This window comes from Arthrobacter sp. MOO21, assembly GCF_057369995.2.
Genome location: NZ_CM170671.2, coordinates 447,171 through 461,738, shown reverse-complemented (window position 1 = coordinate 461,738; position 14,568 = coordinate 447,171). Strand labels below are relative to the sequence as shown.

Sequence of the window (14,568 nt, the reverse complement as noted above, 5' to 3'; positions counted from 1 at the left end):
AGCCCATGGAACAGCACAAAGGAGTGGAGATGACCCCAACACCTACCGCCGCCGCGCAGGCCTGGCTTGCCGGCCTGGATGACGCGCTGCAGCGGCGCGACGTGGACGCAGCCCTGGAGCTTTTCGAGGACGAAAGCTACTGGCGGGACTTCGTGGCGTTCACCTGGAACCTCAAGACCCTCGAAGGCAAGGCGGACATCCGGCGCATGCTCGAAGCAACGCTGGACCGCGTCCAGCCGGCGAACTGGGCGCTCGCCGAGGACGCCACCGGGGACGCGGACAACGTGGAAGCCTGGCTCACGTTCGAAACCGGCGCCGCCCGGGGCTACGGCCACCTGCGCCTGCGGAACGGCAAATGCTGGACGCTGCTGACCACCATGCAGGAGCTGAAGGGCTTCGAGGAGAAGAAAGGCCCGCGCCGCGAGCAGGGCGTGGCGCACGAGATCATCCGCGGGCGCCGGTCCTGGAAGGAGCTGAAGGAAGAGCAGGAAGCCCGGCTCGGCTACGGGGAACAGCCCTACTGCCTGATCATCGGCGGCGGCCAGGGCGGCATCGGCCTCGCTGCCAGGCTGAAGCGGCTGGGCGTGCCCACCATCATCGTCGAGAAAAACCAGAACCCCGGCGACTCCTGGCGCAACCGCTACAAGTCGCTGCACCTGCACGATCCCGTCTGGTATGACCACCTGCCCTACCTGAAATTCCCCGATGACTGGCCCGTCTTTGCCGCCAAGGACAAGATTGGCGACTGGCTGGAGCACTACACGCGCATCATGGAGCTGAACTACTGGTCCGGCACCGAGTGCGTCAAGGCGGCGTACGACGACGGCACGCAGGAATGGGCGGTCAACGTCCTTCGCAACGGCGAACCGGTGACCCTCCGGCCCAAGCAGCTCGTCTTCGCCCTGGGCGTTTCCGGCTACCCGAACATCCCGAAGTTCGACGGCGCGGAGACCTTCCTGGGGGAGCAGCGGCACTCCTCCCAGCACCCCGGCGGCGGGGACTGGGCGGGAAAAAAGGCTGTGGTGATCGGCTCGAACAACTCGGCCCACGACATCTGTGCCGACCTCTGGGAGCACGGCGCCGACGTCACCATGGTCCAGCGCTCCTCCACCCACATCGCCCGCAGCGAGTCCCTCATGGACCTGGCCCTGGGGGACCTGTACTCGGAGCGGGCGCTCGCAGCCGGGGTGACCACCGAAAAGGCCGATCTGCTGTTCGCCTCGCTGCCCATGCGCATCCTCCCGGAGGCCCAGGTGCCGGTGTACCAGGAGATGGCCAAGCGGGATGCGGAGTTCTACTCGCAGCTGGAGGCCGCCGGGTTCGACCTGGACTTCGGCGTGGACGGCTCCGGCCTGTTCGTGAAGTACCTGCGGCGCGGCTCGGGCTACTACATCGACGTCGGCGCCTCCCAGCTGATCATCGACGGCCGGGTGAAGCTGAAGTCCGGGCAGGTCGCCAAGATCACCGGCAACGCCGTGGTCATGGACGACGGCACCGAGCTGGAGGCGGACCTCATTGTGTACGCCACCGGCTACGGCTCGATGAACGGGTGGCTGGCGGACCTGGTCTCGCCCGACATCGCGGACCGGGTGGGCAAGTGCTGGGGATATGGCTCAGACACGCCAAAAGACCCTGGTCCGTGGGAGGGAGAGCTGCGCAATATGTGGAAGCCCACCAACGTGCCCAACCTCTGGATCCACGGCGGCAACCTGCACCAGAGCCGGCACTACTCCGCCTACCTGGCGCTGCAGCTGAAGGCCCGGATGGAAGGACTCGACACCCCCGTCTACGACCTGCAGCCCAGCCACCACACCCGCTGAACCTGTCCGAGGAGGACCATCATGAAGGCAGCACGCTTCCACGCCCGCAAGGACATCCGGATCGAGGACATCCCCGAGCCGGAGCTCCGGGCGGGGGCCGTCACGATCGACGTCGCTTGGTGCGGCATCTGCGGCACCGACCTGCACGAGTACCTGGAGGGGCCCATCTTCTGTCCCGCGCCGGGCCATCCGCACCCGCTGTCGCACGAGGAATCGCCGGTGACCCTGGGGCACGAATTCTCCGGGACCGTCTCTGACGTCGGCGAAGGCGTGGAGGGGCTGAAAGTGGGTGACAACGTCGTCGTCGAACCCTATTTCGTTGACGGCGACTGCGACATGTGCCAGGCGGGCAGCTACCACCTGTGCCGGCAGATGGGCTTCATCGGGCTCTCCGGCGGCGGGGGAGGGCTGAGCGAGAAGATTGTGGTGGACCAGCGCTGGGTCCACCCGGTCGGCAGCATCCCGCTGGACGAGGCTGCGCTGATAGAGCCGCTGTCCGTGGCCCACCACGCGGTGGCGCGCAGCGGCGTCAAGGAAGGGGACGTGGCCCTGGTGGGCGGGTCCGGCCCGATCGGCCTGCTCACCGCCGCCGTCCTCAAGGGCATGGGCGTGACCACGATCGTCAGCGAGCTCACCCAGGCCCGCAAGGAGAAGGCCACCTCCAGCGGCGTCGCCGACCACGTGCTGGATCCCAGCCAGGAGGACGTCCCGGAACGGGTACGTGAACTGACCGGCGGCACCGGGGCGGACGTCGCGTTCGAATGTGCGGGGGTGAACGCGGTGCTGGACACCATGCTCGACGCCGTCCGGCCCGGAGCCGTGGTGGTCAACGTGTCCATCTGGGGCGCGCCGGCCACCCTGGACATGCAGAAGATCGTGCTCAAGGAAATCGACCTGCGTGGCACCATCGCCTACGTCCGCGACCACCCGGCCGTCATCAGGATGGTGCAGGAGGGCAAGGTGGACCTCAAACCCTTCATCACGGGCAGGATCGCCTTGGAGGACCTGGTGGAGCAGGGCTTTGACACCCTCATCAACCACAAGGACACCGCGGTGAAGGTGCTGGTGCATCCGTAGGGGATTGCTCGGACTTTAGTCCCTGTTCTGGAATAACCCCCGGGCGTAGCTTGAATGTGGGTCCCGCAGCCGCGGGCCCGCATTCAAGGGGGCATCATGGCCAGGGCCAGGATCTCGGCATTCAGCATTCTCGGGCTTAGCGGCCTGATGGTGCTTACCGGCTGCTTCGGCCCGCCGTCGCCGGGCCCCACCACCAGTTCGGCGGCCCCCAGTCCGACGGCCAGCAGCGCCAGCCCCAGTACGACGGCGGGCGGCACCACCACGCCGGCCCCCACTTCGCCGCCCGGCACCTCAGCCGTGCCCACCACCACAGCTGCCGCGCCGCCGTCGTCCGCCCCTGCCAGCCCGCCGGCAACGCAGGAGCCCACGCCCACCGGTCTTCCTGAACAGACCGCACCCCTGACGGTCTACTACGTGGCCGTGGACGACAACGGCGTTTCCGGGCCCCGGATCGGCTGCGGCGACAGCCTCGTGGCCACCACCACGGCGCCGGTCACGTTTACGGACCAGGTGGGCCCGAGCATCAACGCCCTGCTCGCCAACAAGAACCGGGACGTCGGCCTGTCCGGGCTGATCAACGTCCTGTACCAATCGAGCCTCACCTACCTCGGCGGCGAGCTGAATGGCAGCACCATCACCATCTGGCTGTCCGGCCAGTTCATGCTTGGCGGCGTTTGCGACATTCCGCGGGCGAAGGCCCAGCTTGAGTACACCGCCATGGCAGCCTCCGGAGCCACGAGCGCCCAGGTGTTCGTCAATAACCGGCCCATCGACGAGGTGCTCAGCCTGAAGTAGGAATGCCCGCCCCTTCAAAGTCCGGGCCCCCGCAACCCGGGACGAAAGGCCCCTCCGGACCGTCCCGGCCGGGGCGTTTAATAGGGCGAAGGCGGAATGAGGAGTGGTCATGAAACGCGTGCTCGCGGGCCTGTGCACGGCAGCCGCCATCGCCGTGCCGGCGGCCCCGGCCGGAACTGCTCAGGACGCCAGTCACACCAGCGTGTCCACGCGCGGCTCCGCCGGGCTGGTCAATACCGAGGGCTGCCGGAAGACCGAAATCCATGTCTCCTCGAGCGTCGCCATGCATGCAGGGCAGCCCGGGGCAGTGGACAAAGAGGGGTTCACCGCAGTGTTCCTGCGCGTCACCGATATCTGCGCCGATCCATCCGGCGATGCAGCAGCGGCGGTGGGAGGCGGCACGGTCCTGTTCGAGGCCGATGGCCGGAACCTTGAACCACTGGTGGCTGACCCACGGCTGACCGCGGCGTCCGTCACCACCGACCTTCCCGGCACCGACCGGGATGGAAACCCGGTCACCATCAGCATCGCCGCTGCCTGGACCGGAACCGGCCCGCTCTTCCACGAGACCTCGGAAGTCCACCTCGACTACCCGGGCGAGGGCACCGTCAGCATCACTGACGGCATCACCCGGATGGGTGCCTCCGCACACGTGGCTATTATGGTCAACACCCTTGCGGCTTCCGGCACTGATGAGGGTGCAATTCTGCAACAGGTGGAATCATCGTGTGCCGAAATGCCGCGTCCCGGCGTCGGGGACTTCCACCCCTGCTTCGGCTTCCCAGGGTAGCCGGGCAGCCACGGATGGACCGCCTCCAGCACCCGCTTTTCGCCCGCGCCTTTGCCCGCGCCGTTGGTGCGCTGGACCGCCGCGGGGCCGCTGAGCACCGCAGCCGCGTGCTGGCCGGCCTGCACGGGTCGGTCATCGAAATCGGCGCAGGCACCGGCTCCTCCTTCCCGCTGTACCCGCCCGCCGCCACGCACGTGCTGGCGGTGGAGCCAGATGACTACCTGCGGGGTGTGGCGGAGGAGAACGCCGCCACCGCCAGCGTCCCTGTCACGGTGGTTGATGGCGCCGCAGAGCACATTCCCGCAGAAACCGGCAGCGCCGACGCCGTGGTGGCAAGCCTCGTCCTGTGCAGCGTCAGGAACCAGGCGGAAGCCCTCGCGGAGATCCGCCGTGTCCTCAAGCCCGGCGGGACCCTTGCCTACTACGAACACGTCCGCTCCAACCGCCCTCTCCTGGCCAGGGCCGAAGACCTGCTGACCCCCGTGTGGGGGCGGTTCATGGGCGGCTGCCACCTCAACCGCGACACCCTCGGTGCCATCACGGCGGCAGGTTTCACTGTCGAAGGGAATGTCCGCTTCAACTTTGCCGTGGGGCGCCTGAACCCTCCGCTGGCGCACATCCTGGGCACGGCCACGAGCCCGGTCCCACAAGCCCGGACGGATCCGGCGTGACAGACCTGAACGTCCGGGAACGGGCCTCCCTTCAACTGGCGATCACCGACGCCGCCGCACTGACAGCCGGGCAGGCGCTGGAACGGCTGGGTTCCGGACCCTCGGGCCTGGCAGAGGACGAAGCCGCAGCCCGCCTGGTGCAGCTTGGACCCAACGCCGTCCGAACCCACCGGGCCAACGCCTGGGCGGTGCTGGGCCGCCAGTTCGCCAGCCCCATCCTGGTCCTCCTGATTGCCACCGCCGCCCTGTCACTGTTCCTGGGCGACGCCACCAACTCGGTCGTGATCGGCGTGATCCTGCTGGCCAGCGTGGGCCTCGGCTTCGCCAACGAATACCGCGCCGAGCGCGCATCGGAGGCGCTGCACTCCCGCGTCACCCACCGTGCCGCCGTGCAGCGCGGCGGAACCACCCGGGACGTGGACGTCACCGCCCTGGTGCCGGGCGACGTCGTCCATCTCTCCATGGGCGCCGTCATCCCCGCGGACATCCGCCTCCTGGCCACCAACGACCTCCTGTGCGACGAAAGCATCCTCACCGGGGAGTCCCAGCCCGCCGCCAAGGACCCTGCTCCCGTGCCGGCGGGCGCGGCCCTGGCCGACCTCGCCTCCTGCGCCTTCATGGGCGCCGTGGTCCATTCCGGCAGCTGCAGCGGCGTGGTGGTGGCCACCGGCGGCCGTGCAGAGTTCGGCCGGAGCGCGCTGGGCCTGGGCGAGCGGCAGCCGCAGACCGAGTTCCAGCTGGGGCTGAAGCGCTTTTCCTTCCTGCTGCTGCAGGTGGCCATCGTGCTCACATCGCTGATCTTCATCGCCAACGTGCTGCTGCAGCGCCCACTGCTGGAATCACTCCTGTTCTCCCTGGCCATCGCGGTGGGCATCACGCCGCAGCTGCTTCCCGCCGTCGTCAGCACCAGCCTTGCCACGGGCACCCGCCAGCTGGCCCGGCGCAGAGTTCTGGTGAAGCGGCTGGTGTGCATCGAGGACCTGGGGGACATGGACATCCTGGTCACGGACAAGACCGGCACGCTTACCGAGGGGAAGATCAGCTACACCGGCGCACTGCCGGCCTCCCCGGACATGTCCGACGACGGCCTGCTCACCCTGGGCCTGCTGGCCACCGAGGCGGATTACAGCGGCGGCACGGTATCGGCTGCCGGGCAGAACCCGCTGGATGCGGCGCTGTGGGAGAGCCCGGGCGCGGCTGCTTTCGAACCCGCGCGGTTCGAGCGGCTCGACCTGATCGGCTTCGACCACCAGCGGCGGCGGACCACCGTGCTGGTCCGGGAAACGGATGGCCCTGCGCTGGTTGTCACAAAGGGAGCACCCGAGGACGTGCTGGCTTTGTGCGGACCCACCCCGCCTGCCGTGCAGGCCATGCTGGATGGACAGTTCGACGCCGGCGCCCGGGTGGTTGCCGTGGCCACCCGTCCTGCCGCAGGGCTGGGGCAGCTGGTGCCCGCGGACGAGCGGGACCTCACCCTGGCCGGCTTCCTCGTGTTCCTGGACCGCCCCAAGGCCAACGCCCGTCAGCCGCTGGACCGGCTGGAGGCCCTGGGCATTTCCGTGAAGCTCGCCACCGGGGACAACGCGAAGGTGGCGGAAAAGGTCTGCGCGGACCTGGACGTGGTCTCGGGCGGCACGCTCACCGGCGCCGAGGTGGAGGGAATGTCCGACGCTGACCTGGCTGCCGCCGCGCGCACGGCCACCATCTTCGCCCGCGTCTCCCCGGAACAAAAGGCCCGCATCATCACCCTCCTGCGGGAGAGCGGCGGCGCGGTGGGCTTCATGGGCGATGGCGTGAACGACGCCCTGGCACTGCACAAGGCGGACATCGGCATCTCCGTGGACACAGCAACGGACGTGGCCAAGGACGCGGCCGACGTCGTCCTCCTCGACAAGGACCTCGGCGTCCTGGCGGACGGCGTGATGGAGGGGCGGCGGATCTTCGCCAACACCATCAAGTACGTGCTGATGGGCACATCCAGCAACTTCGGCAACATGTTCAGCGCTGCTGTTGCATCGGTGGTGCTGAGCTTCCTGCCCATGCTGCCCGGCCAGATCCTGCTGAACAACCTGCTCTACGACAGCGGGCAGCTCGCCCTCCCGGGAGACCGCGTGGACAAGGAACAGCTGCGGGCGCCCTCGCACTGGAACATCGCCTTCATCCGCCGGTTCATGCTGCTTTTCGGGCCCATCAGCTCGGTGTTCGACTTCGCCACGTTCGCCCTGATGCTGTTCGTGTTCACCGCAGCCCCCGGGGAGTTCCGTGCAGGCTGGTTCATCGAATCCATCGCCACACAGACCCTGATCATCTTCGCCATCCGCACCCGGCGCGTCCCGTTCCTGCGCAGCCGGCCCTCTGCCGGACTTCTCGCAGCCTCGCTGGGCGTGGTGGCGCTGGGGGTGTTCCTGCCGCTTTCACCCCTGGCCGGGGTCCTGGGCTTCGACCCGCTGCCGGTGCCGTTCTTCCTGGCACTGCTGGGCATGGTGGTGGTGTACCTGGTCCTGGTGGAGCTGGCCAAGCAGTGGTTCTTCACCCGCGGGGCGCAGAAGGTGCCCGTGGTACCGCCGCCGGTCCAGCGACGGCACGCCACCCACCACATCTCCCGCCGCGCGTTCCGCTTCAGCACCGCAGTCCGGGTGCCCAGGTCGGGTGCGCACCGCGTCAGGGTGCGGCGGCGCCGTAATCATCAAGCCAGGCGGTGACGCGTGTTGCTAGCATGGTCGCAAGAGGCGGCGGGGGCGTCACTTGTATGCCGGACCGGGGTGAAGTAGCCCGCCCTAGTGAGGCCGGCGAATGCTGAGGTGTTTTCTCAATGTGGCGTGAACCCATCAGGCGGCGGACCCGTGAACTCCTGCGGGAATTCGTAGACCGGGCAGATGACCTTGTCCGTGCCCAGGAACATGTGGAGGGCCTGCTCGGCGCAGTGGTTTCCATGGCGGAGGACCTGAGCCTGGAAGCGGTCCTGGACCGGGTGGTGCAGTCAGCGTGCGAACTTGTCGGGGCACGGTATGGCGCGTTGGGCGTCATCGGCGACGACCAGCAGCTCAGCCACTTCATCACCGTCGGCATCGACGAGGAAGGTGCCCACCTCATCGGGGACCTTCCCAAGGGCCACGGAGTGCTGGGCCAGCTGATCCGCGAACCCCAGCCGCTGCGGCTCCATGACCTGGGCGAACACCCCATCGCCGTAGGCTTCCCGCCCAACCATCCGCCAATGAGGACGTTCCTCGGCGTACCTGTCCGGGTCCGGAACGAAGTCTTCGGGAACCTGTACCTGACCGAAAAGATCGACGGCCCGGACTTCACGGCCGAGGACGAGGACCTGGCCGTCGCCCTCGCCAGCGCCGCCGGCGTGGCGATCCAGAACGCGCGGTTGTTTGACGACACCAACCGCCGCCAGCGGTGGCTCGAAGCCGGAATGGTGGTCAGCGACAGGCTGAAGGCCCAGCCGCGGTCCGATACGGAAAACCTCGACATGATCGCGGAACAGGCCCTGCACGCGTCCGGTTCCGCACTGTCACTGGTGGCCTCCGCGGGCGGGGACGGCAGGATATGGTGCCGGACTTCCGTGGGGGTCCAGGCCATGCCCGGCGGGCAGGAACTGCCTGCCGCCGCTGTCCTGGCCCAGGTGCTTGAGACCGGGGAATCCATAGCCTTCAAGGATCCTCACCAAGTGTTTGATCCGGCGGCGGCCGAAAAGCTCGGGCCGGTCCTGGTGGCAGCACTGGGCAGCAACAGCGACGGCCACCGCGACAGCGTCCTGATCCTGGCCAGGCCCGCCGGCGGGTCGCGCTACACCGAGGTGGACGTCGAACAGAGCGCCTTGTTTTCGTCCCGGATCGGCCTGACGCTGGACCTGCTGAAGGCCAACCAGTTGCGGGAAGAGCACGCGCTGTTCATCGACCGGGAACGGATTGCGCGGGACCTGCACGACCTGGTCATCCAACGGCTGTTCGCGGCCGGTTTGAACCTGCAGGGCCTGCGGCGGTACATGTCGGATCCCGCCGCGCTTGAGCGCCGCATTGCCGGTGTCACCACAGAGCTGGACGACTGCATCCATCAGCTCCGCGATACCATCTACTCCCTCCATGCCAGGCAGCCCGACCAGGAGCTTCTCAGCGGACGCGTCCTGCGCGCTGTCCAGGAGGCCGCGAACGCCGGCGGTTTCCTCCCGAGGATCCAGCTCTCGGGCCCGGTGGACGACGGTGTGGGCGACGAGGTGGCCGACCAGCTGCTGCCGGTGCTGTACGAAAGCGTCAGCAACGCCGTCCGGCACTCCGGGTCGGAGGACATCTACATCCACCTGGCAGCCCAGGAGGACGAGGTGGTGCTCACGGTCCGGGACAATGGGTGCGGCTTTGCCGTTCCGGAACGCGTCAGCGGCTTGGACAACATGAAGAGCCGGGCCTCCCGCCTGGGCGGTGCCTGCGTCATCGAGAGCTCACCGGGCAAGGGCACGTGCGTGACCTGGACGGTGCCTGCTGCCGGACGAGGCGGGCTCCGGCGCTAATTCACGGGGATCTCGGCCGGGGCCAGCTGGCTCCGCGGGCGGAAGCCAAGCTTGTGCAGTACGGCGGAGACACAGGCGGCCACGGTGTCGTCAGCGAGCGTGAGTTCCTGTCCGATCTGCGGGTTGGTGAGGCCCCGCGCCATGAGCGCAAGCACGTTCCGTTCCCGCTGTGTCATGGTTTCCGGCCAGGAGGCGGAGGCGGCTGCGTGCAGGCCTTCGGCAGCCCACGCCCTAAGCCCGGGCCGCGGAAGGGGAACGCCGGCGGCGGCCATGCGGATACGGTTGACCAGTTCGTTGTTGGTCCCCACCTGCTTGAGCACATAGCCGGATGCACCCGCCAGGACCATTGCCCGCGCTGCGTGGTGTTCATCCCAGCCGGTGAGGATCAGGCATTTGACGTGTGGAGCGGTGGAATGGAGATCACGGCAGACCTCGATTCCGGTGCCGTCAGGGAGCCTGTCGTCCAACACCGCAAGGTCCGGGTTCAGGACGGGGATAAGCCTTCTGGCTTCGGCGGCTGATCCGCTTTCGCCGGCGATAACGAAGCCGTCGTGTTCGAGCAGGTCCCTCAGCCCCTGCCGGACCAATTTGTGGTCATTGAGGACAAAGACCCGGACGGCCAGGCCAAGGGAGCGGACCTTGTCCGGGGGTGCTGCAGGTGTATCCATGGAGATGCTCTCGTCGGTTCGGTGCCCTCCCCGGCCACCCTCCCCGTGCAGCCACCCCTTCGAAAGGAACTTCAGTCCATCATCCCGCATATCACCGCCGTCCGATACCCATTCCCGGATCGGGAATGGCCGGTACCTCGGCTGGGGTGCTGCAGGCGGAGCCTGTGGTGCTGAGTCTTTCAAAGGTGCTGTGTCTTTCAAAGTCGACGTCGCCCCGGTGGCGGAGCAGCGGGAAGGTCATGCCCTGCATCGAGCCCAGGGCCACCGCGGGCACATTGGCGTCCACCTGGCGGCCTGCAGCCCGGTGACGGCGCAACTGGGCAGCGAACCCGTCCCATACTTTCCGAGCCGCGATCCGCGCCACTTCCGTCCGTGCTTCATTGTCCGGCAAACCCCGGCACAGCAGTTCCTGGTGGAGGAACTCCAACGCGGCGAGCTCTTCTCCCTGTGCCATTGGCACCGGTGATGTCAGGGCCTGTGGCGGCGGAACGGAATGAAGCGTGAGGATGTCAGCGGGCATGCCGTGCTCCTTTCGATGCCTTCGCGTGTGGATGCCTTCACGGCCACATGTCCTTGGGGTTCTGCGTGGAAAGCCGCTCCGGCCTCGCGACGTGAGGACCCGGACGGCGCCTTTACCAGCGTGCCAAAGCACGGCGGCCCCTCCATAGGGCTGAAGGTCCCGTATCGAGGTGCTCGGACTTGGCCGCGATGCGGGGGTTGGAAGGCGGGGGGCTTTGTGCCCTGTTTCCGTTTCCGGGCCGGTCCTAGCCTGAGTTAAGCAGCGCGGCGCGCGGCCGCCTGCCGTATCCCGGGAGGCACACGGTGAAATCGGCAAACGCAAGCATCATCGCAGGCATCGTCCTCATGGCGCTGGGTGTGCTGTTGCTGCTGGACCGGCTCGGCATTATGGACAGCGGAGCCTTTGTGGCGCCGGTGGCCTTCGCAGCCGTCGGGGTCCTGTTCCTGTCCCTGTTCATCAGGCGCCGGGAGTTCTGGTGGGCTGCCATCCCCGGCTCCGTGTTCCTGGGCCTGGCGGCGGTCATCACGGCCACACAGCTCACCGGCGGCGCCTGGGGCGCAGCCCTTCTGTTCCTCTTCATGGGGGCGGGCTTCGCCGCTGTGTTCCTGCGGGAACCCGGCAACTGGTGGGCCCTGATCCCGTCGGGCGTCATGTTCACGCTGGCGGTCATCGTGGCCCTCCCGCAGGAGCTGCAGGGCACGCCCACCGCCGCCGTCCTCTTCCTTGGCCTGGCGGCCACCTTCGGCGTGCTTTCCCTGATCCCGGTGCGCATCGATGAGGCAGCCGAGCACCCCGACCGGATGAAGTGGCCGTTGATCCCGGCCGGGATCCTCGCCGTCATGGGACTGATCTTTGTCCTCCAGGCCACGGCGATATTCATTCCCATGGACTTCGCCGTGCCCGCCGTCATGGTCCTGGCGGGTGTAGCACTGCTGGTCTACGCATACGTCGCCCACCGCGACGGGCAGCAGAAGGCACACGGACCCGGCCCCCGGGCAGGCTGACGGCTTTGGGCGGTTAACGGACCTTCCGCGCGGGCCGCAGCAGCGTGGCCCACAGGTGCCAGAGCATCCCGGCCATGGTGGCAAGGAATGCTGCGACCGCGAGCCACAGCTCGGCCCGGCCGATCGCTGCCACCAGGGGTAACTGGTCGGCGCGGCCGAGGTAGATCCCGGCCACGGCGTACATCCCGAGGGGGAAGATGACGCTCCACAGGCCGGGCTCGTAGGACAAGGGAACGCGGTGGAGCACGTGCCGCCACCACCCGGCCGCGAGCAGCACCGGAAACAGCCACGAGGCGAAGGCCCAGAAGACCACGGACGCGCCGGCCACCAGCCCTCGGGTTGCATCCACCATGGGCGCACCCGCCATCTCCACGATCCGCGCTCCCGCCAGGACACTGATGGCCATGGCGCCCATGGCTACGAAGTATTGCGGACGCAGATCCTCGGGGCGGATGGGGTAGGTCATCAGCCGCAGCGAAACGAAGATGCCCACCGCGGCGTAGAGGATGAGGCCCACCGACCAGGCCACGACGCCGGCAAGCGCCAGGGGTGCGCGCCAGTCGGGCCCGGCGAGCGGTTCGAGGGACGCGGCCGCCACCGCCACTGACTGGCTGGCCACGCACCAAATGAACCAGGTGCCGTTGGCATCCTTGACCACGGGCCGCTCCGCGCGGCCCAGCACGGCCGTCCATGGGATGACGTAGCCGAGCACCACCCAGGCGAGCGTTGCAGCTGCCAGGAGGACCGCCGTCGCGACCGGCCACCCTGCCATCCCAAGCCGCACGCCGAGGACGTTGGTGCCGGCAATGAAAGTGAAGAAGCCGAATGCCCGGCCGGGATCGAGGAAGTCGCGGCGCATGTCGGCGGGGTACCGGGCGAGGCGGAGCAGGCTGAGCGCAAGGATCACGGCATAGGAGACCGCGCAGGCCACCAGCAGCGCCACGGAAAGGACATGGAAGCCTTCGAGTTCAAGGCCCACTGAGATGATGCCGCTGGCCATGGTGAGGGCGAAGTATCCCGGGGTCAGGGTTTGCACCGCCTCGTTGACCCGGGAGCCCAGGGAGATCCGGGCGGCATCGGCGGTGTTCATGCCACCAAGCTTAGGACTGGTGCCCGCCCCATCCGCGAGGTGGCCCTTTGCGGGGCGTCTCAGGCAGTGCCGGTGGCGGCCTCCGCCTTGGCTTTGATGCCGGCCAGCTGTTCGGCCTGGCTGTGTTCGGACATCTTGATGACAAGTGCATCCACGGCGGCTTCGGCCATATTCCGGGGCACCACGTCCGACCTCATGTCGAGGCGGGTGCCGCCGTCAACGGCCGAGACCTCCACCTTGAAGACCGGCCCCATGGCCGCCTTTGACGTGAAGTGCTCATTGGGAACGAACTCGGTGTATTCGTGCGTCGTCTTGAGTGGAATACCAAGGACCTTCCATGCTGCCTGGAAGGTGGTGCCGACGCCCTCGGGGGTGGTCTTAAGGTCGGAGATCTGCACGTCCGGTCCCAGCCAGACATGGGGATCCTTCACCAGGTCGAAGACCCGATCCACCGGCGCGGCGATGGTGATGCCACCGAACATCGTCAGCGTTTGGCCGGACACGGCGCCGGCGGCTTCCGGGACCGCCTTCTTCCCGGTCTCGATGAGGCTCTTGACGTTGGCCACCATGCCCTTGACGTCGTCTTCTGTCATCCGGACAAAAAGCGCCTGCGCCGGCACCCTGACCAGCGGGGCCTGGATATCGAGGACTGAATCGACCGTCAGCGCAGTGCCCGTGCCCGCCGGTTCCAGGGAGAACGTGATGACAGGCCCGAACGACCTGGAGACAATGCGCTTGTTGGGAACCACCTCGCGGTACTCGTGGGTGACATGCATGGGAATGCCCCACGCCTTCGCGGACCACCGTGCGGACGTGCCGATGCCCTCCGGCCTGATGTCCAGCTGGGTGACTTCGCTGTCCCCGGGGAATGCCTTCATCCAGTTCGTCGGATCGCTCAGGAAGGAGAACACCTTGTCCACGGGGGCGTTGATCATGGTGCTCTGTGAGACGTTCCTGGTCATACTTTCCATCTCCTTTCGGGTCAGGAGCTCCGGCGTCGGCTCCCGCCGTTCCAGTGCAGCCCGAAAGGAAGGCCGGGAACAGGGCAAAAAGTCCCGGCGGACCCCCGTAACCGAAAAGGGGGGGAACGCAAGGGGCGGACCCGGCTACTCCGCCCCCGCCCGGTTCACGGCATTGGGCCTGCCGGCCTTGGCGGGCCGGGCCTTCGGCTCCTTGGCAGGGAGCGTGGCGACGTAGCCCAGCGCCTTCTCGGCCCATGCCCTGGCACGGGTGTCGTCGCCGTCGCCCTCTTCATTCCACACTTCCGGCAGTCCCGTGTACCCGCCCATGGGCCGCCCGGCCGGCCCGAAGGGTACGGTCCGTTCCGAGGACTCCAGCAGTTCCTTGTCCTCGGCGGACAGCTTCACGCCGATGGTGGACCCGAATAGCCCGGCGAACATGTTGCCATTGACGAAGGCCCCTAGGTTGCCGAACATCGGTTTCACCACCACGCCAGGGCGGTCCGGGACCACGCGCCGGAAGCGCTCCTTCTCTTCCTCGGTTGCCTTGGGCATGTCCATGGCTTCATCTCCCGTTGAAAGGGCTGCGACCGCAGATCTGGAGGCAGGATATGCCTATTCCCGCCGGTGGTCGAGGACGTGCGGGCGGCCGCTGCGGGGCCGG

At 67.7% G+C, this 14,568-nt stretch carries 14 protein-coding genes; 8 read left to right on the top strand and 6 right to left on the bottom strand.

Features of this window, described 5'->3' with window-relative positions; genetic code table 11:
- Window positions 1-29 precede the first annotated feature (29 nt).
- Complete coding sequence (locus AC2JAJ_RS02045) at window positions 30-1,820, top strand: NAD(P)-binding domain-containing protein (RefSeq protein ID WP_501053323.1); 1,791 nt, start codon at window positions 30-32, stop codon at window positions 1,818-1,820.
- 21 nt (window positions 1,821-1,841) lie between these two features.
- Window positions 1,842-2,897, top strand: a complete 1,056-nt coding sequence (locus tag AC2JAJ_RS02040; protein WP_486414473.1) for a 2,3-butanediol dehydrogenase — start codon at window positions 1,842-1,844, stop codon at window positions 2,895-2,897.
- 83 nt (window positions 2,898-2,980) lie between these two features.
- On the opposite strand, the gene AC2JAJ_RS02035 is transcribed toward AC2JAJ_RS02040, so the two are convergent.
- Window positions 2,981-3,265 (bottom strand): hypothetical protein, encoded by a 285-nt coding sequence (locus AC2JAJ_RS02035; RefSeq protein WP_221384240.1) that lies wholly within the window; start codon window positions 3,263-3,265, stop codon window positions 2,981-2,983.
- 52 nt (window positions 3,266-3,317) lie between these two features.
- Between AC2JAJ_RS02035 and AC2JAJ_RS02030 the strand changes: the two genes are divergently transcribed.
- The 5 genes from AC2JAJ_RS02030 (at window position 3,318) to AC2JAJ_RS02010 (ending at window position 9,663) form a co-directional block, all read left to right on the top strand.
- Window positions 3,318-3,692 carry a hypothetical protein gene (locus AC2JAJ_RS02030; RefSeq protein WP_486414474.1) on the top strand — a complete coding sequence of 125 codons (375 nt, stop codon included), beginning with the start codon at window positions 3,318-3,320 and terminating at the stop codon, window positions 3,690-3,692.
- A gap of 109 nt (window positions 3,693-3,801) precedes the next feature.
- Window positions 3,802-4,482 carry a hypothetical protein gene (locus AC2JAJ_RS02025; RefSeq protein ID WP_486414475.1) on the top strand — a complete coding sequence of 227 codons (681 nt, stop codon included), beginning with the start codon at window positions 3,802-3,804 and terminating at the stop codon, window positions 4,480-4,482.
- Window positions 4,483-4,496: 14 nt separating this feature from the next.
- Window positions 4,497-5,153, top strand: coding sequence for a class I SAM-dependent methyltransferase (locus AC2JAJ_RS02020; RefSeq protein ID WP_486414476.1), 657 nt, complete (start codon window positions 4,497-4,499; stop codon window positions 5,151-5,153).
- Complete coding sequence (mgtA, locus tag AC2JAJ_RS02015; protein ID WP_501053322.1) at window positions 5,150-7,855, top strand: magnesium-translocating P-type ATPase; 2,706 nt, start codon at window positions 5,150-5,152, stop codon at window positions 7,853-7,855. The genes AC2JAJ_RS02020 and mgtA overlap by 4 nt, the downstream gene beginning before the upstream one ends.
- Before the next feature lie 110 nt (window positions 7,856-7,965).
- Window positions 7,966-9,663 (top strand): GAF domain-containing sensor histidine kinase, encoded by a 1,698-nt coding sequence (locus AC2JAJ_RS02010; RefSeq protein ID WP_486414478.1) that lies wholly within the window; start codon window positions 7,966-7,968, stop codon window positions 9,661-9,663.
- Here the strand turns inward: AC2JAJ_RS02010 and AC2JAJ_RS02005 are convergent.
- Both AC2JAJ_RS02005 and AC2JAJ_RS02000 read right to left on the bottom strand, forming a co-directional pair.
- Window positions 9,660-10,331 (bottom strand): response regulator, encoded by a 672-nt coding sequence (locus AC2JAJ_RS02005; protein ID WP_486414479.1) that lies wholly within the window; start codon window positions 10,329-10,331, stop codon window positions 9,660-9,662. The genes AC2JAJ_RS02010 and AC2JAJ_RS02005 overlap by 4 nt on opposite strands.
- A 91-nt stretch (window positions 10,332-10,422) precedes the next feature.
- Window positions 10,423-10,851, bottom strand: a complete 429-nt coding sequence (locus tag AC2JAJ_RS02000) for a hypothetical protein (protein ID WP_486414480.1) — start codon at window positions 10,849-10,851, stop codon at window positions 10,423-10,425.
- A 302-nt stretch (window positions 10,852-11,153) separates the two neighbouring features.
- On the opposite strand from AC2JAJ_RS02000, the gene AC2JAJ_RS01995 reads away from it, so the two are divergent.
- Window positions 11,154-11,855 (top strand): hypothetical protein, encoded by a 702-nt coding sequence (locus AC2JAJ_RS01995; protein WP_486414481.1) that lies wholly within the window; start codon window positions 11,154-11,156, stop codon window positions 11,853-11,855.
- Between the two features lie 13 nt (window positions 11,856-11,868).
- Here AC2JAJ_RS01995 and AC2JAJ_RS01990 read toward each other — a convergent pair whose 3' ends face one another.
- The 3 genes from AC2JAJ_RS01990 to AC2JAJ_RS01980 all read right to left on the bottom strand — a co-directional run bounded on the left by AC2JAJ_RS01990 (window position 11,869) and on the right by AC2JAJ_RS01980 (window position 14,465).
- A complete protein-coding gene (locus tag AC2JAJ_RS01990) occupies window positions 11,869-12,945 on the bottom strand; it encodes a tellurite resistance/C4-dicarboxylate transporter family protein (protein WP_486414482.1) in 1,077 nt (358 codons plus the stop codon).
- 59 nt (window positions 12,946-13,004) lie between these two features.
- Complete coding sequence (locus AC2JAJ_RS01985; RefSeq protein ID WP_486414483.1) at window positions 13,005-13,907, bottom strand: SRPBCC family protein; 903 nt, start codon at window positions 13,905-13,907, stop codon at window positions 13,005-13,007.
- 144 nt (window positions 13,908-14,051) lie between these two features.
- A complete protein-coding gene (locus tag AC2JAJ_RS01980; protein ID WP_221384193.1) occupies window positions 14,052-14,465 on the bottom strand; it encodes a TfoX/Sxy family protein in 414 nt (137 codons plus the stop codon).
- Window positions 14,466-14,568: the final 103 nt, after the last annotated feature.